The following is an 18,666-nucleotide window of genomic DNA, read 5'->3' on the forward strand; positions in this document are numbered from 1 at the left end:
GTTGACAGACCGCCCTGGAGATCCGATCGAGAAAGCACCTGAGCCGACGCTAAGTGCAGCGCGGCTGGCTGTGGCAGCGCGTCGTGCGCGGACGGAGGTGGGCGCGAAGGCGCCGCTGCTGTTTTCCGAGCCGATTGCCATTGTGGGCATGGGCTGCCGGTTTCCGGGTGGGGCAGGAACGCCTGCGGATACTCCGGAGAAGTATTGGAATTTGCTGGCCGAGGGCCGGAGCGGCATTCGCGAGCTGCCGGAAGGACGCTGGGCGGAGGCGCGGAAGACGCTGCCACCGCATCTGCTGCTGGGCGGGTATCTGGACCGCGTGGATGAGTTTGACGCGGAGTTTTTCGGGATAGCGCCGCGGGAGGCGCACTCGATCGATCCGCAGCAGCGGCTGTTGCTGGAGGTTTGCTGGGAGGCGCTGGCGGATGGCGGGTATGCGCCGGGGTCGCTGGGCGGTTCCGATACGGGCGTGTTCATCGCCGTCTACAACAACGACTATGCGCGTTTGCAGATGCAGGATGGCGCGGCGATCGATTCGCATACCGGGGTGGGGGCGGCGCATAGCGTGGCGGCGGGGCGGATTTCGTTCCTGCTGAACCTGCGCGGGCCTTGTTTGGCGGTGGATACGGCTTGTTCTTCTTCGCTGGTGGCGGCGCACCTAGCTTGCCAGTCGCTGCGGCAGCGGGAGTGCAACGCGGCGATCGTGGGCGGATGCAGTTTGAAGCTGCTGGCCGATGAGGTGAAGGCTTTTGCCCAGTGGGGCATGTTGTCGGGCGATGGGCAGGCTAAGACCTTCGACGCACGGGCGGATGGGTTTGCGGCGGGGGAAGGCTGCGGGGTGATCGTGCTGAAGCGGCTTTCGGACGCGGTAGCGCAGGGTGACCGGATTCGCGGGGTGATTCGTGGGGCGGCGGTCAATCACGATGGGCGGTCGAGCGTGCTGACGGCACCGAATGGCCCGGCGCAGGAGGCAGTGATTCGGGCGGCGCTGAAGGACGGGCAACTGGCGGCCGGGGACGTTTCCTATGTCGAATCGCATGGGACGGGGACTTCGTTGGGCGATCCCATTGAGGTTGAGGCGCTGGATGCGGTTTACGGGGCGGTTTCGGGGCCGGATGTGATTCTGGGGGCGGTGAAGACGAATTTTGGCCATCTCGAGGCGGCGGCGGGGTTGGCCGGGCTGATCAAGGTGGTGCTGGCGCTGGAGAACCAGGCGATCCCGCGGAATCTGAACTTTGGCACGCTGAATCCGCAGATTTCGTTGGGGCCTACGAGCCGGTTGCGGCTTGCCACGGAAGCGAAGCCGTGGCCGCGCGCGGCGGCGAACCTGGGGCAGCCGCGGTTCGCCGGGGTGAGCTCGTTTGGGCTGGGCGGGACGAATGCGCATTTGATTCTGGAGGAAGCGCCGCTTCTGCCTCGAACTGCTGGACCTATTGGACATGACGCCGGGCGGGAGTATTGCCTGCCTGTTTCGGCGCATACTGCTGAGGGGTTGGCGCAGGGATTGCGGGATTATGCGGCACTGCTTCGGGAGCCTGGGGTGGACCTGGGGTTGATCGCGAAGGCTGCGGCGCGGGGACGGGATCATGCGGCGTTTCGCGTGGCGGTGACTGGCGTTACTGCTGCCGAGGTTGCGGAGAAGCTGGAGAGCCGGCTCGCGGCTGGTTCGTTGCCGGAGAATGCGGACGAGGAGTTTGGCAAGTTGGGGTTTGTTTTCTCCGGGCAGGGGTCGCTTTGGCCAGGGATGCTGGCGGCGCTGGTGGAGCAATTTCCGGCGGCTGAGAAGACGGTCGCCGAGTGCGAGGCGCTGATTCAGGCTGCGGCGGGATGGTCGCTGCGGGCTGCGGCTGCGGATGCTGTGCAGCTTGAAGACACTGCCAAGGCGCAGCCGGTTTTGTTTGCCATGCAGATGGCGCTGGTGCGAGTGCTGGAGAGCTGGGGTGTGGCTCCCGAGGCGGTTTGCGGGCATAGCGTGGGTGAGGTGGCTGCTGCGGTGGCTGCCGGGGCGCTTTCGCTCGAAGCTGGACTCCGGCTGGTGCTGCGGCGTGGTGCTCGCATGGCCGCTCCGGTGGCAGGGCAGGAATCGGGACGTATGCTTTCGGCGGAGATGAGCGAGGCTGCGGCTCGGGCTTTGCTGGCTGTGGATCGGGACGTTGAGCTTGCGGCGGTCAATGGGCCGCTTTCCGTGGTGTTCGCCGGGCCAGAGGCTGCTCTTGCTGGGCTGGCTGCGCGGCTGGCTGGAGAGAAGATTGGGACGCGCTGGCTGGATGTGAAGTACGCTTTCCATTCTGCGGCGATGGCCGAGGCTGCACGGGCGCTGGAGGGTGATCTTCGGGGCGAATTTGCTTCGGGGCGGCGGGGTGCCATTCCTGTTGTTTCCACAGTCAGCGGAGACGTGTGGAGGGCGGCCGATGGCGACTCCGCCTATTGGGCGCGGGGGATTCGGCAGCCGGTGCTGTTCAGTGCGGCTGTAGGGAAGCTTCTGGAGATGGGTTGCCGGACGGTGGTGGAGATCGGGCCGCATCCGGTGCTGCTGCGTTCGGTGGCGGCTTGTGCGGCACACGCATCTGTTCCGGAAAAGGTGGCAACGGTTGCGGTGATGCGCCGGGGGCAGGCGGCCCGGGCGACGCTGTTGGCGGCTGCAGGGTCGCTCTATGAGCGCGGACTAGAACTGGATTGGAAGAAGGTTTATCCGGGACCGCCGACGCATGTGGCTTTGCCGCCTTACCGCTGGACGCGGCAGCGGTATTGGCTGGCTGAGGCACCGGTTCGATCTGGTGGTGCCCTCGATCTTGCCAAGACCGAGAAGGATCTGCCTGGGCGCGAGGTTTCTTCGGCGTTTATCGAGGGACGGTTGTTCGAGACGGAACTCGGCACGGAGCTGTCGCCGTGGCTGGCGGAGCATTGCTTTGCGGGAACGCCGGTGCTGCCGTTTACGGCCTGGTTGGAGCTGGCGCGTCGGGCTGGAGCTTCAGCGGGTGGTGACGGGGAGTTGCGGGAGTTTGCCGTGCATCGGCGGCTGGAGCTTGGAGCGGAGCCGATCGCGATTCAGACGCTGGTGACGCAGGGCGGGGAGATCAAACTTGCTGCGCATAAGGGCGAAGGCTGGGAGAGTGTGGCCAGCGGGTTCTGGGAGGCTTCGGTTTCTAGGGCAGGTCTGCCGGATTTGGATGCATACCGGGCGCGGGCTACGGAGCGGATAGCCCCGGAGGAGATTTACCGGGAGCTTGAGGCGAAGGGGCTGACCTACGGACCGGCCTTCCGGCTACTGCGCGGGGTGGTGGCTGGGCACGGGTTTGCGCTGGCGGAGGTTGCTGGGCCGGCGCTCGCGGAACATGAAGCAAATGTTCTCCATCCGGCCCTGCTGGACGCTTGTTTGCAGGCGGTGCCGGCGGCATTTGGATCGGAGATGCGTGGGGTAGCGGTGTTGCCGGTGAGTGTGCGCAGCTACCGGGTGTTGCGAGCGGCGAGCGAGGTTATCGCGCTGGCTGAGGTGCGCGGGGCGGGCGAGGATGCGGAAGTCGATGTGACCGTCGTTGACCAGGTGGGCGCGCTGGTGGCGGAGATTCGAGGGCTGCGGGTGCGGCGGGTTGCGGTAGCGATAGAGACTGCCGCGATTTGGCGGATGATTTGGGAGCCTGCCGTTGAAGCTGCCGCTGGGGTTGGACAGCAAATTACTGTGGGCTGCGCAGTTCTGCGCGGAGGCCTTGAAGAGATTACAGGACAACTGCTGGGCCTGGTGGTTCAGGAACAGAAACAGCCGGGGTCGGTGCAGCGGGTTTGCCTGGTGACGCGAGGGGCCTGTGCGGTCTATCCGGGGGAGCGGGTGGATGCTGAGCAGGCTGGGGGCTGGGGGCTGGGGCGGAGCTTCCGGGCGGAGTATCCGGGGATTACTGTGCAGTTGATCGATCTACCGTTGGGCGGGGCTGAGATCGGCGAGTCCGCATTGCTGGATCGCTGGCTTCGTGATGCTGGGAGTGCTTCGCGGGAGGTGGCGCTTCGGCAGGGGCGATGGTTGCGTAGCCGGCTGGAGGCGTTTCGTCCGGCGGATGCGAAGGGCGAGAGCGCGCTGGCGGTTGGAACGCCGGGTTTGCTGGAGACTCTGCATGAGGAACCTGCTTCAAAGGTGCCTCCGGGGCCGGGTCAGGTGCAGATTGCGGTGCGGGCGCATGGGTTGAATTTCCGCGATGTGCTGACGGCGCTGGGCAACTATGCAGGGGTGGCCGGGGCGATGGGGGCGGAGTGCTCCGGCGTCGTCGTGCAGGCTGGACTGGGCACCGATTTGAAGGTTGGTGCGGAGGTTGTGGCGTTTGTGCGCGACAGCATGCGCTCGGTGGTGAATGTGCCGGTGAAGCATGTTGTGCTGAAGCCGGCGGCGATAACCTTTTCGGAAGCGGCAACGGTTCCGGTGGCGTTTTTGACGGCGCATTATGGGTTTTCGCGGCTGGCGGAGTTGCGGCCGGGGCAGACGGTGCTGGTGCATTCGGCTGCGGGCGGGCTGGGGCAGGCGGCCGTACAGCTGGCGCGGCGGGCTGGAGCTGCGGTGTTGGCTACTGCTGGCTCCGAGGAGAAGCGGGCGTTCCTGCGTGGACAGGGAATTGAGCATGTCTTCGATTCGAGGTCGGCCGGCTTTGCTGACGAAGTGCTGGCGGTGACTGAGGGCCGGGGTGTGGATGTGGTGCTGAACGCGCTCTCCGGGGACAAGATTGCTGCTGGGTTCAGGGCGCTGGCGACGGGTGGGGCGTTTCTTGAGGTCGGCAAGCGGGATATCTGGAGCGATGCGCAGGCGAAAACGGTTAGGCCGGATGTGCGGTACTGGGCGTTTGATCTTGGGGAGGTTTCGGAGCGTGATCCGGGGCTGATTCAGACGATGTTGCAGGAGATTTTCGCGGGCTTTGCGGCTGGGGAACTTCAGCTGATGCCGAGCGAGGTTTACCCAATCGCCGAGGCGGAGCGGGCCTTCCGGCAGATGGCAGGCGGGCGGCATGTGGGCAAGCTGGTGCTGACGCGGGAGCCGAAAGGGATTGCTCCGGAATCCTGGGAGCAGGCGCTTCGTGACGGGACGGTGCTGATTACCGGCGGGACGGGCGCGCTGGGGTTGGCTACGGCGCGGTGGCTGCTGGGGCAGGGGTCGCGTTCGCTGGTTTTAATGAGCCGAGGTGGAGTTTCGGATGGGGCTGTTGCGCTTCAGACCGAGTTCGGCGCGCGGGTACGGGTTGAGGCTGGGGATGTGGCGGATCGCGGGCAGCTGGCTGGAGTTCTGGAGCGTCTACGTGGGAACTCGGACGCGCCGTTGCGGGCGGTGTTTCACGCGGCGGGCGTGACGGAGGATCATCTGCTGACCGACCAGACGGGCGAGAGCTTTTCGCGTGGGATGCGGACGAAGGTTGAGGGCGCGCGGCTGCTGGCTGAGCTGACGGCCGGGGACGATCTGGCTGCAACGGTGTATTTCAGTTCGGCGGCGGCATTGCTGGGGTCGGCTGGGCAGGCGAGTTATGCGGCGGCGAATGCTTATGTGGATGGGCTGGCGGAGGAACGGACGGCTCGCGGATTGCCGACATTGAGCGTGAACTGGGGCGCGTGGGCTGAGGGTGGAATGGTGGAGCAGCTTTCGGCGGCGGCGAGTGCGCGGCTGGTGCGGCAGGGGATCAAGCCGATGCGTCCGGAGCAGGCGTTGGCGGCGTTAGGTGCATCGCTGGCTTCAGGTGCGGCGCGGGTGCCGATTGCGGATATGGATTGGGCTGCGTTCGGCGGGCAGTATCCGGCGGGGTCGGCTGCGCGGGAGTTCTTTGCTGAATTTCTGCCTCAGGGGCCGGTGACGCTGGCTGATGCTGGGGGTGCCAAGGCTCCGATGGCGAAGACGCAGGGCTCTAAGGATCGGGAAGAGATTGCCGCGATTGTGGCGGCTGCGAAGTCGGAGCGCGGGTCCCGCATGGAGAGCTTTGTGAGGGCGGCGGCGCGGAAGGTGTTGGGACTATCGGCGGGACGTCCGATGCCAGCGGAGACGCCGATGCAGGAGTTTGGGCTGGATTCGCTGATGGCGCTGGAGTTGAGGAACGTGCTGGCGCAGGCGATGGGGCGGCCGTTGAGCGCGACGCTGCTGTTTGATTATCCGAGCATTCGAGGGTTGGCGGCATTTCTGCTGGAGTTGGCGGTGCCTGCCGAAGTGGTGGCGCTGAAGGTTGCTGAGCCGGTGGTTGCGATGGCTGACGCGGAACTGGCTGACTTATCTCAAATGAGCGATGCTGAGGCCGAAGAGTTGCTGCTAGCTGAGCTGAATCGGAACGGGAGCGGCGTATGAGCGGCGAGGGGCAGATGCCGGTAGGCGGACAAGCAGCGCCGGCGGGGCAGGCGGCAGAGCTTTCGCCGGTGAAGCGCGCGCTGATGGAGATTCGCGAGTTGCGGGCTCGGCTGGCAGAAGCGGAGTCGGAGGCCGAATCCGCGGCTGCGCGCGGTTGCCCGGTGGCGATTGTAGGCATGGGGATGCGCTTTCCGGGTGGGGTGCGCGATGCGGAGAGCTTCTGGGAGCTGCTGGCTGAGGGGCGGGATGCGATCACCGATGTGCCGCTCGACCGCTGGGATTGGCGGCAGTATTTCGATCGCAATCCGGAGGCTCGGGGAGCGATGTCGTCGGTGCGCGGTGGTTTCCTGGATTCGATTGCTGACTTTGACGCGGATTTCTTTGGGATTGCGCCGCGTGAGGCGGCAATGCTGGATCCGCAGCAGCGGCTGCTGCACGAGGTGGCCTGGCATGCGCTGGAGGATGCCGCGACTGCTCCCACCTCACTGCGGGATGCTCGGGCGGGGATTTTTCTGGGGTTGAGCAATATCGATTACTACCGGACGGCGTTTCAGGATGATCTGCGGATCGATGCCTATGCCGGGTCGGGTACGGCGGCGAGCATGGCGGCGGGCCGGCTGGCATACACGCTGGGGGTGCATGGTCCGGCGCTGACGGTGGATACGGCGTGCTCTTCTTCGCTGACGGCGGTGCATCTGGCGCTGCAGAGTCTGGCGAGTGGGGAGAGCGATGTGGCGCTGGCGGGTGGGGTGAACGTGATCCTGGGACCGCAGCTGCATATTGCAGGGTCGCGGGCGCGGATGCTTTCGCCGGATGGGAAATGCAAGACCTTTGACGCGGCGGCGAACGGGTATGTGCGCTCGGAGGGCTGCGGGGTGGTGGTGCTGAAGAGGCTGGCCGACGCCCAGCGGGCTGGCGACCGGATTGTCGCGGTGATTCTTGGGAGTGCGGTGAATCACGATGGCCGCAGCGGCGGATTGACGGCGCCGAGCAGCGGGGCTCAGGCTGCGCTGCTGCGGGAGGCGTTTGCGAAGGCCGGGGTGACTGCGGATCAGGTGGGCATGATCGAGGCGCATGGGACGGGGACCTCGCTGGGCGACCCGATCGAGATGGAGGCGCTGGGGCAGGTTTTCGGTGGTCGTGCTGCGGGGCTTCCGCCGGTGTTGGTGGGGTCGGTGAAGACGAATCTGGGCCATGCCGAGGCAGCGAGCGGGATGGCTGGGCTGCTGCGGGCGGTGCTGGCTTTGCGGCATGGGATGGTTCCGGCGCATTTGCATCTGGAGCAGAAGAGCCCGTTTATCGCTTGGGATTCGCTGCCGTTTGAAGTACCGACGGTGCAGGCGGATTGGGAATTGGGCGCAGGGCAGGTTCGGCGCGTGGCTGGGGTTAGCTCGTTCGGGTTTAGCGGGACCAATGCGCATGTGGTGCTGGAGGAGTATCCGGGCGCCGAAACTGCGCCGGGTGGAGGGGCTTCGGCGGAGCTGGTCGTTGTTTCGGGGCGGGATACTGCGGCGTTGGCAGCTGGACGCGAAGCGCTGGCGGCGAGCCTTGAGGCGCATCCTGAGTTTGCACTTATGGATGTGGCCGGGACGCTGGCGGCTGGGCGGGCACACTATGTCCACCGGGCGGCGTGGGTAACAACGGAACGGGCAGAACTGATAGCTGGCTTGCGATCGTTTGGGAGCTCTGCTGCCGTAGCTGCCGCGCCTTCTGTTTGCTTCCTGTTTACGGGACAGGGCAGTGAGCATCGCGGGATGGGGTTGGAGCTGCTGGAGCGGAGTGGGGTCTTTCGCTCGGCAGTGGCGCGATTGGATGCTGCATTAGCGGGGATTTTGGACGTCGGGATCGCTGCGATCTGGGCGAACAAGGCAGCGGAGTTAGACCGCGCGAGCCTGGTGCAGCCTGCACTGTATGCGTTTGGCTGGGCGTTATCGGAGCTCTGGCGGAGCTGGGGTGTGGCGCCGCAGGTGGTGATGGGGCATAGCCTGGGCGAGTATGTCGCAGCGACGGTTGCGGGTGTGATGACGCCGGAAGAAGGCATCCGGCTGGTGGCGGCACGCGGGAGGTTGACCGAGACGCTGGCGGAGCCGGGCGGGATGGTGGCGGTTGTTGCTTCGCGGGATGACATTGGCGGACTGCTGATTCCGGGGCTGAGCCTTGCTGCGGTAAACGGGCCTTCCAGCGTGGTGGTGAGTGGCGGCAGGGACGCAGTGACGCGCTTTGAAGAGTTACTGCGCGAGCGTGGCCTGCGGCACAAGCGGCTGCGGACGACGCATGGGTTTCATTCGTCGGCGCTGGAGCCGATGCTCGACGCGTTTGAGGCTGAGGCTGCGAAGGTGCGGTTCAAGGTGCCTGAGGTTCGGTGGATTTCGAACCTGACCGGCAAGGCTGTGGAGCGCAACCAGCCGGTGGACGCGAAATATTGGCGGCGGCATCTGCGGGAGACGGTGGAGTTTTCGGCTGGACTAGCTGTTGCTGGAGCGGCTGGAGAAGACGAGAGCGGCGCGTTGTTCCTAGAGATTGGGGCGGAGCCGCAGTTGCTGGCTTTGGCCGATGCGAATGGGATTGACGCAGAACGGCAGGTGGCTTCGATTGCCAAGAGCGGCGCGGGCGGCGAGTGGCAGAAGCTGCTGGTGGCTGCCGGGCGGCTTTATACGGCTGGGGTGGATCTGGATTGGAAGAGTGTGCGGGAGGGGCGGGCCTTTCGGAAGGTGCCGCTGCCTGGGTACTCGTTCCAGAGGAAGCGGTACTGGTTTGCTGAGCCTACCTCAGCTGAGGCGGCCTGGGAGTCGATGGCGGCAGCGGCGCGGGATCAGGCCGGGATGGTGCCGGTGGGGCTCGAGGTTTCGAGGATTGATGCGTCGCAGAAGGCGGCGAATGACTGGGCTGCGGCGCTGATCTTCAGCAGCTTGAAGGAGCTTGGCTGCTTCCGGGATAGCGAGAATTTGGTGAGCACGCGGGATCTGGTCAGTAAGTTTGGCGTGCCTGAGGCGCAGGAGCGGCTGATGGGCCGATGGCTGCGGCGGTTGGCGGGCGAAGGAGTTTTGGAGGCTGGCGAGAGTGGATACCGGCTGGTGGCTGGGGCTTCGCTCCCTGCGCCAGAGGTGCTTTGGGTTGCGGCCGAGCCTTTGCTGGCTGGCGATGCGCCGCTCCGGGATTATCTGGCGAATTGTGCCAAGGGTCTGCCGCGAGTGTTGCGCGGCGAGATGAATCCGCTGGAGACGTTGTTTCCGGGTGGGGATGGGGAGCTTGCCAAGGCGCTTTACGAGCGTTCGCCGGGTGCGGTGTATGTCAATCGCATTGCAGGGGCTGTCGTCGGGGCGCGGGCGCGGGTGGCGAGCCGGACGGCTGCTGGGTTTGCGCGGCGGTTACGGGTGCTGGAGATTGGCGCGGGTACGGGTGCGACGACGGCGGCGGTGCTGGCGCAGTTGGCCCCCGATCAGGTGCTGTACACGTATAGCGATGTTTCGGAGATGTTTCTGGGGCGGGCGCGGCAGCGGTTCAAGACGCATGCGATGGAGTTTGTGCTCTTCGATCTGGATCAGCCGGAGTATGCGGCGGCGCACGAGGGCCGGTATGACGTGGTGGTGATTGCCAACGCGCTGCATGCGGCGAAGGATCTGCGGGCGGCGCTCGGACGGGTGAGGCAGGTATTGCAGCCGGGCGGGGCGCTGGTGCTGGTGGAAACGACCGAGGCCTGGGCCTGGCATGATGTTTCAACTGGGCTGATTGAGGGATGGCAGCACTTTGAGGATGAGGCGCGGAGTGACGGCTCGCCGCTGATCTCGGTTGCTCGATGGGCTGAGGAGTTGGACCGGGCGGGATTTGCGCATTTCTCGGCTTCGCCGGGGGAGGGTTCGCTGACCGCCGGGCTGGGCGTGCATGTGTTGGTTGCGCACCGGCCTGCAGACGCCGACGGGGTCGTGGAGAGCGGGGCTTCTGTTGCGGGGACGTTCGGGGTGGTGCTGCCGGAGAGCGGCTTGACGCCAGTTTTCGAAGTGGTTGATACGGCAGGGCCTGTTGTCGCGAAGGTCCGAGAGGCGATTGAGTCGGCTCCGGCACGGGAGCGGTTGACGATTGCTACGAGCGAAGTGAGGACGGCTGTGGCGTTGACGCTCGGCGCGGCGGCGCTGCCGGAGAAGCATGCGCGGCTGATGGAGCTGGGGGTGGATTCGCTGATGGCGATTGACCTGCGCAACCGGCTCCAGACGGCGTTTGGGCTGAGCGATCTGGCGTCGACCTTGATCTTCGATTACCCGACTTCAGAGGCGATTGCGGGGATGCTGCTGGGGCGGTTGGGATATGGACTGGATGGGGCTCACCTTACTCCAGCGATGAATGGGGAGCAGGCAGCGGAGGAAGAGCTGGCGGGGCATGCGGTTCATTCAGAGGACGAGCTGGATGCGATGTCGGACGACGAAGTAGCGCAGTTATTGCGTATGCAGATGGAAGACTAGAGCGAGCCAATGGCGGACGAGCAGGGCAAGGTGAATTCGGGGGCTGGAGCGGCGGGTGAGCACAGCGCGCTGCTCAAGCAGGCTCTGCGCGCTTTGGAGCAGATGAAGCAGAAGCTTGCTGTTGCCGAAAAAGCTGCTGCTGAAGCTGCGGAGGCTCGTGCCCGTCAGGCGATTGCCATTGTCGGAATGGGTTGCCGGTTTCCTGGCAGGGTGGATGGCGCGGAGTCGTTCTGGGAACTGCTGCGCGAAGGGCGTGAGGCGATTTCGGAGGTTCCGGCGGATCGCTGGGCTATTGACGAGTACTACGACCCCGATCCGAATGCTACGGGCAAGATGGTGACGCGGTTTGGCGGGTTCCTGGAGGACGTGCGGCACTTTGATGCGGCGTTTTTCGGGATTGCTCCGCGCGAGGCGGCGAAGTTGGACCCGCAGCAGCGGCTGCTGCTGGAGGTGACGTGGCAGGCGCTGGAGTCGGCCGGGGTGGCTCCGCGAACGCTGGCGGGAAGCGCGACGGGGGTGTATCTCGGGGTTGCCAGCGGGGACTATGCGCAGTTGCAGCTTACGGCCGGGGATGTTGGGCTGCTGGATGTGCATTATGCTTCCGGGAATTCGCAGAGTATCGCTTCGGGACGGTTGTCGTATCTGCTGGGACTGAAGGGGCCGAGCATGTCGGTCGATACGGCTTGTTCTTCATCGCTGGTGGCGGTGCATCTGGCCTGCCAGTCACTGCGGACGGGCGAGTGCTCGATGGCCATTGCCGGCGGGGTGAACGTGATCCTGGCGCCGGAGACGACGGTGGCGCTCTCGCAGGCGAAGATGCTGGCTCCGGACGGGCGGTCGAAGGCTTTTGACGATCGGGCCGATGGCTTTGCGCGCGCGGAAGGCTGTGGCGTTGTTGTGCTGAAGCCGCTGGCGGATGCGGAGCGGGATGGCGATCCGGTTCTGGCGGTGATTCGCGGGACGGCGCTGAACCAGGATGGGGCGAGCAGCAGCTTGACGGCGCCGAACGGGCCTTCGCAGGAAGAGCTGATGCGGACGGCGCTGAAGAACGCTGGGATGAGCGCGGACCGCGTTGGGTATGTGGAGGCGCACGGGACGGGGACTTCGCTGGGCGATCCGATCGAGCTGCGGGCGCTGGGGGCGGTGTACGGCGCTGGCCGTTCGGCGGAGAAGCCGCTGCTGGTGGGGTCGCTGAAGACGAATTTCGGACATATGGAAGCGGCTGCCGGGGTGGGCGGGCTGATCAAGCTGGTGCTGGCGTTGCAGCACGGTGAGATTCCGGCGAACCTGCAGTTGCAGACGCTGACGACGCATGTGAACTGGGCCCAGCTGCGGCTGGATGTGCCGCGGGTTACGCAGGCCTGGCCTGATTCCGGGCTGGCACGGGTTGGCGCGGTGAGTTCGTTTGGGTTTAGCGGGACGAATGCGCATCTGGTGGTGGAGGCTGGGCCGGCTGTTGCTGCGGCTGGGGCCGAGAAAGAGGCGGTTTTTCTGCTGCCGGTTTCCGGGCAAAGCGAGGCGGCGCTGCGGGCGCAGGTGGAGAGCTATGCTGGCTGGCTTGGCTCGGAAGCTTCGCAGGACTCTCCGTGGCCTGATGTTGCTGCGACAGCGGGTCTGGGACGGGATCACTTCCGGTATCGCGCGGCGGTGGTGGCTGGGAGCCGAAGCGAGGCTGCGGGGAAGCTAGAGAAGCTGATTGAACTTGCTGAGATTGGAGTTGCAGCTGCGGCTCCGTCGCTTTGCTTTCTGTTTACGGGGCAAGGGAGCGAGCGCGGCGGGATGGGTTTGGAGTTGCTGGAGCGGAGCGAGGTGTTTCGCTCGGCGGTGGCCCGACTAGATGCTGCTCTGGTTGGAATTCTCGACATTGGGATTGCTTCGATCTGGGCGAATAAGGCTGGAGAGCTGGAGCGGGCGAGCCTGGTGCAGCCTTCGCTATATGCCTTCGGCTGGGCGTTGAGTGAGCTCTGGCGGAGCTGGGGTGTTGAGCCGCAGGTGGTGATGGGCCACAGCCTGGGAGAGTACGTTGCAGCAACCGTTGCTGGGGTGATGACGCCGGAAGAAGGCGTCCGGCTGGTGGCGGCTCGCGGGCGGTTGACGGAGACGCTGGCGGAGCCGGGCGGGATGGTGGCGGTGGTCGCTTCGCGGGACGACGTTCGCGGGCTGCTGATGCCGGGGTTGAGTGTGGCTGCTGTGAACGGGCCTTCGAGCGTGGTGATGAGCGGCGGCCTGGCTGCGATTGCGCGGTTGGAAGAGGTGCTGCGCGAGCGGGGATTGCGACATAAGAGATTGCGGACGACGCATGGTTTTCATTCCGCGGCGCTGGAGCCGATGCTGGATGCGTTTGAGGCTCAGGCGGCGAAGGTCCAGTTCCGGGTGCCGGAGGTGCGATGGATATCGAATCTGACCTGGAAACCTGTGGAACGGAACAAGCCTGTGGATGCGGTCTACTGGCGACGGCATCTGCGGGAAACGGTGGAGTTTTCGGCTGGCCTCGCTGCCGCAGTGGCGGCTGGGGCCGGCGTATTTGTTGAGTTAGGGGCTGAGCCGCAGCTTCTGGCGCTGGCGGATGCAAACGGGATTGACAGCGAACGGCAGGTGCCTTCGTTGAGCCGGTTGAGCAAGGCAGCCGATTCCGGGGAGCCTCGCGGGGAGTGGACGCGGCTGTTAGGTGCGGCGGGACGGTTGTACGCGCACGGGATGGATGTGGACTGGAAGGGATTGCACGAGGGCCGTCGATGGCGGCGTGCGGCGCTGCCTGGGTATCGCTTTCAGCGACAGAGCTTCTGGTTCGATACTGCGCGGCGCGGAGCTGGTATGCCAGCCGGTAAGGGTGCGGCGCGGACGAGCATGCATCCGCTGCTTGGGGAACGTCTTCGGACACAGGCAGAGGAGGCTATTTTTCATGCGCGGCTTTCTGCGGAGGAGCCGGCTCACCTTGGCGACCATGTGGTGCTGGGGCGGCGGATTCTGCCGGGTGCAGCTTACCTGGAGATGGCGGTTGCTGCTGCCGGAGAGCTTGGCTTCGGCGAGGATTGGTCTGCGCTGGAGGTGGAGTTCCGCGAGGCTTGTGTCTTCGATGAGCCGCGGCTGCTGGAGACGGTGATTTCTGCGCCGGATGCGAACTCTGGTGCGGGCGACGCACGAAGACGGTTCAAGATTGCCAGCGTCGCCGCTGACGGGATGGACGGCGAATGGACGGTTCACGCTATCGGGATGCTGGAGGCTGGGGCTGCTGAGCGAGGGTTGGCAGCGATTGAGGATATTCCCGGGCTGAAAGCTGGTTCTACGGCGTACTGGGATGCGGAGGGTTTTTATGATCGCTTCCGGGCTTCGGGGCTGGAGTTTGGCGAGGCTCTCCGGCCGGTGGTGTGCGCGTGGGGTTCCGCTGAGGAGAGCCTGGTTGAGTTTGCGCTGATGCCTGCTGTCGCTGCTGAGGGGGGAGCGTATGGGGTGCATCCGATTGCGCTCGATGCTTGTCTGCAGGCGGCTGCGGCGCTGGTGGATGGCGAGGCTAAGGCCGCTCCTGCGCTGCCTGCGAATGTTGAACGGTATTGGGTCGGTGGCGATGCTGCAACCCTTCGGTTCGCGCGGGCGCGGGTGCGGAAACGGCAGGGGCGTTCGCTGACTGTGGATATCGATGGCCTGGATTCCGAGGGTAGACAGGTCTTGGCGGTTGAGGGGCTAACGCTGGTCCAGGTTGTTCCGACCGCAGCAGAGCCCTATGCCGGGTGGCTGCACGAGGTGGTGTGGGAAAAGGCGGCTTTGGCTGCCGGTTCGGCGATCGATCTTGATGTTTGGCGCGGGTCGCTCGACCGGGCGGCTGAGAGGAATGGCGTTGCCGGGTTTGACGCGTGGATGCGGGAATTTGATGAGCTTTGCGCGGCCTGGATTGTGGAGTGTTTCGCGGCGGGCGGATTTGCGCTGACAGATGGGCGGGAGTTCGAGGCTGCCGAGTTGATTGGAACGCTTGGACTGGCGGCAGAGCATCGGCGGCTGGCTGGGCGGTTGCTGGAGATTCTTGTCGAGTCGGGCTACGTGACGCTGCTTGCGGAAACTGGGGTGTACCGGGCGACTGGTAAGGCGATCCCATCTGTGGAGGGCTTGCGCAAGATGCTGAGCGGGGCGGGGTATCCGGAGTTTGCCTGGGCGGAGCGGACGAGTGGGCAATTGCTGCCTCTGCTGCGCGGTGAGGTGACAGCGGTGAATGCGCTGTTCTCCGAGGGCGGCCAGCAGATTGCTACGCGGCTGTATCGGGAATCGGTGGTTGCGAAGACATTTCAGCCGGCGCTGGCTGAGGCGGCGCGGCAGGTGGTTGCCGGGCTTCACGGGAAGGCGCGGGTGCTGGAGGTCGGCGGAGGGACGGCGGCTACGACAAGCAACCTGATTCCGGTGCTTGGGGATTCTTTCGCAGAGTACGTCTGGACGGATCTGGGCGCGGGATTTGTGACGGCGGCGCGGCGAGAGTTTGGCGGGCACGCGGCGATGTCTTTCCAGACACTCGACCTGGAGCGGGAGCCGGCGGAGCAGGGATTGGCGGGCCGGCAATTCGATGTGATTGTCGCTTCGAACGTGGTGCATGCTACGGCGGATCTGCGGCAGACGTTGGGGTATCTTCGCGGGCTGCTGGCGCCGGGCGGCGTGCTGCTGATGATGGAGACGGTGGGGAAGAAACAACCCTGGGTGGATCTGACGGTTGGGTTTACCGAGGGCTGGTGGCGGTTTACGGATAGTGATCTGCGCCCGGATTATGCGCTGCTGAGCCGCGAGGGTTGGGAGGGGCTGCTTGGGGAGTGCGGCTTTGGGGTGGTGGAATTGGCTCCGGCTCGACCCGGCCAGGAAAATGACGCAACGTTTAGCCGGCAGTGTTTGATTGCAGCGGTGGCGTCGCGGAAGGCAGATGCGCCGCGAGTTCTGGTTGTAAGCGGCGATCACGCGGGCAGCATGGCGATGGGGCTGGCGGCGTGGGCTGAGGCGGCGGGTACGCCGGTGCGGATTGCGGATGCTTCGGAAGCCAGCCCTGCGCTTGTGGAGGATTGGTTGAAAGGCCGGGCATCCGGTGAGACGGCGCACCTTGTCTATCTTCCGGGGGCAGAGCTGTCTGCCAATGATTCGGACGCGAGCGGGAGTTTGGCGTGGCAGGAGCGTGTGCTGGGTGGAGCGTTGTCTTGGATACAGGCGCTGCTGGCCGCGGATGCTCAGGCGGACTGCCGAGTCTGGCTGGTGAGCCGAGGGGTTTACGATGCCGGACTCCCCGATGGGGCGTCTCTGGCGGGGTTTGCGCGGAGTGTGCGGGCGGAGTACGGCGAGGCACGGGTGGCTGTGGTGGATCTGCCGGGTTCGGATGACGATGTTCAATGCGATTTTGAGCGGCTCTGGGCTTTGACGCAGTCGGCTGGTGAGACGGAGGTTCAGTATTCTCTGCGTGCAAACGATGTCTGGGTGCCTCGGCTGGCACCGCGAAAACTGTCGAAGGTATCTGGATCTTCAGGATCGGGTGTTCCGGAAGGCCGCCGGTTGTATTTGCCTGGGACAGGTTTGATTGAGGATCTGAAGCCTCGAGCCGATGGACGCGTAGGGCCGGGGCCGGGCGAGGTTGAGATTGCCATTGAGGCTGCGGCGATCAACTTCCACGAGGTACTGAGTGCGCTGGAGCCGGGTGGAAGCTCGGATCATGACGCACCGCCGGGTGGGGAGTGCTCAGGTCGCGTGGTTCGTGTGGGTGAGGGTGTTACCGGTCTTGCCGCGGGCGACGCTGTGGTGGCGACGGGGTGGGGGTTGATGGCGGACTACGCGACCCTGACGCGAAGCCGCGTTTGGCAGCGGCCAGCGGGGTTGGGTGCGGAGGATGCTGCTACGTTGCTCATTCCTTATCTGACGGCGCGATGGTCTTTGGAACGTGTTGCCGGGCTTCGGGCGGGTGAGCGGGTGCTGATTCATGCGGGCGCAGGCGGTGTTGGGCTTGCTGCAATCCAGGAGGCGCGGCGGATTGACGCGGTGGTCTTTGCGACGGCTGGCAGCGAGGCTAAGCGCGAGTATTTGCGTGGGTTGGGCGTGGCGGGTGTTTTCGATTCGCGATCGGCGGCGTTTGAAGGGGACGTGCTGGCGGCGACTGGGTTCCTGGGCGTGGATGTCGTGCTGAATTCGCTGGCGGGAGACAAGATTGCTGCCGGACTGCGGGCGCTGGCTCCGGGTGGGCGGTTTGTGGAACTGGGTGAGAAGACGGCCTGGAGCAACAGTGAAGCTCAGGCACTGCGGCCGGATGTCTTGTATCACCGGGTGCATCTGCGGGCGGCGCTGGTGGCGGCTGCGCCGGAGGTGCGGGAGATGATCGCGACGGTGCTGGCGGATGTCGAAGCGGGCCTGATTGGGCCGCTGCCGTGGAAGGCGTTCGGGCTGGATGCGGCGGCGGAGGCTTTTCGCTATATGGCCGCCGGGCAGCAGATCGGGCGGGTGTTGCTGATGCCTGATCCTGAGCTCAGTGCCGCAAAGGAGAAGTTCGCAGGCATTCGCGGGGACGGGGCTTATGTGGTGACAGGCGGGCTAAGTGGGCTTGGTCTACTGGTGGTCGAGTGGCTGGTGGAGCGTAGTGCGGGCTGTGTGCTGGCACTGGGGCGTGGTGAGGCTTCTGCTGATGCGCAACTCGTGCTGGAGCGGTTAGGGGATAAGTCGGCCATTTTGACGGCGCGTTGTGATGTTAGCGATGCGGCTGCCCTGGCCGATGCTTTCGACAGGATTCCGAAGGAATTTGCGCTGCGCGGTGTGTTTCATTCTGCAGGGGCGCTGTCGGATGCCGGGCTGCCGCAGCAGACGTGGGAAACCTTCCGCCCTGTGCTGGCGGCTAAGGTGGCCGGGGCCTGGAACTTGCATACATTGACCCGTGATGCGGGGCTGGATTGCTTTGTGCTGTTTTCTTCGGCGGCTGGGGTGCTGGGTTCGCGTGGGCAGGCGAACCATGCTGCTGCGAATGCGTATCTGGATGGGCTTGCGCACTATCGCAGGGGCCTGGGGCTTCCTGCGCTGAGCATCGACTGGGGTGCCTGGAGCGAAGTGGGTGCGGCGGTGCGCTACGGCGTGGTGCAGCGGACGGAGCGCGTGGGTGTGACGTCGATTGCTCCAGATCAGGGGTTGGAGATTCTGGGCCGGTTGCTCGATGAGGATTGCGCTCAGGTGCTCGTGTCGAAGGTGGATTGGCAATGCTGGGCTGGCGTGGCGAAAGCCGAGGCTGCGGCGAATGCCGATCTCCTGACGCATCTGCTGCGCGTTGTAGAGCCTAAGGCGAAGGGAACTTCGGAGAGGACAAGTGCGCCGAAGGCAGGCGCGAACGCAGCAACGCGGGCGGTTGCGACGGGCGTCTCATGGCGGCAGGCCTTGCTGGATGCTCCGGCGGTGCGCCAGCGGGCTTTGCTGGAGTCGCATGTGGAGGAGCGGGTGCGCGGGGTGCTTTCGCTTCCGTCTACTGAGGCCGTGGACCGGCTCCGTCCATTACAGGAGTATGGGCTCGATTCGCTGCTTTCGATTGAGCTGCGCAATGCGCTGTCGGCTGACCTCGAGACGAAGCTGTCGGCTACGGCTTTGTTCGACTATCCAACGTTGGGGTCATTGACGGACTGGCTCTTTCAGGATGTGCTTAAGCTGGGTGGACAAGGCATTGCTGTGGCCACGGGCTTTGCGGCTTCTCAGGACGAAGCTGATAAAGAATCGAAGGACGCGTTTGATAGCGTTGCAGCCCTCTCGGATGATGAAGTGGAGAGGCTCTTTCAACAGAAGATGGCAGGGATGCGCAAGTGACGGACTTTCTCAAGCGAATCGCGGATTTTTCTCCCAAGCGTCTGCTGCTGTTGGCGGCTGAGCTGGAGGAGCGGGTGCGCGAGCTCGAAGCGCAGAATGCTGCTGCGCAGACCGATAACC

The 18,666-nt window shown here is 65.1% G+C and carries 3 protein-coding genes; all 3 read left to right on the forward strand.

The genetic code is table 11. The features are described 5' to 3' along the window. Nucleotide 1 precedes the first annotated feature (1 nt). The 3 genes from AC5S27_RS00330 to AC5S27_RS00340 are packed head-to-tail and all read left to right on the forward strand — an operon-like array spanning nucleotide 2 to nucleotide 18,546. Nucleotides 2-6,301 carry a type I polyketide synthase gene (locus tag AC5S27_RS00330; protein WP_493932632.1) on the forward strand — a complete coding sequence of 2,100 codons (6,300 nt, stop codon included), beginning with the start codon at nucleotides 2-4 and terminating at the stop codon, nucleotides 6,299-6,301. Next, complete coding sequence (locus AC5S27_RS00335; protein WP_493932633.1) at nucleotides 6,298-10,758, forward strand: type I polyketide synthase; 4,461 nt, start codon at nucleotides 6,298-6,300, stop codon at nucleotides 10,756-10,758. The genes AC5S27_RS00330 and AC5S27_RS00335 overlap by 4 nt, the downstream gene beginning before the upstream one ends. A 9-nt stretch (nucleotides 10,759-10,767) precedes the next feature. Then, nucleotides 10,768-18,546, forward strand: coding sequence for an SDR family NAD(P)-dependent oxidoreductase (locus tag AC5S27_RS00340; RefSeq protein ID WP_493932634.1), 7,779 nt, complete (start codon nucleotides 10,768-10,770; stop codon nucleotides 18,544-18,546). Nucleotides 18,547-18,666 lie beyond the last annotated feature (120 nt).

The sequence above is a fragment of the Acidicapsa borealis genome (genome assembly GCF_059115245.1).

Excerpts from the sequence above, each read along its gene's own strand:
- AC5S27_RS00340 (WP_493932634.1), top strand. The coding sequence starts at position 10,768 with ATGGCGGACGAGCAGGGCAAGGTGAATTCGGGGGCTGGAGCGGCGGGT.
- AC5S27_RS00335 (WP_493932633.1), top strand. The coding sequence starts at position 6,298 with ATGAGCGGCGAGGGGCAGATGCCGGTAGGCGGACAAGCAGCGCCGGCG.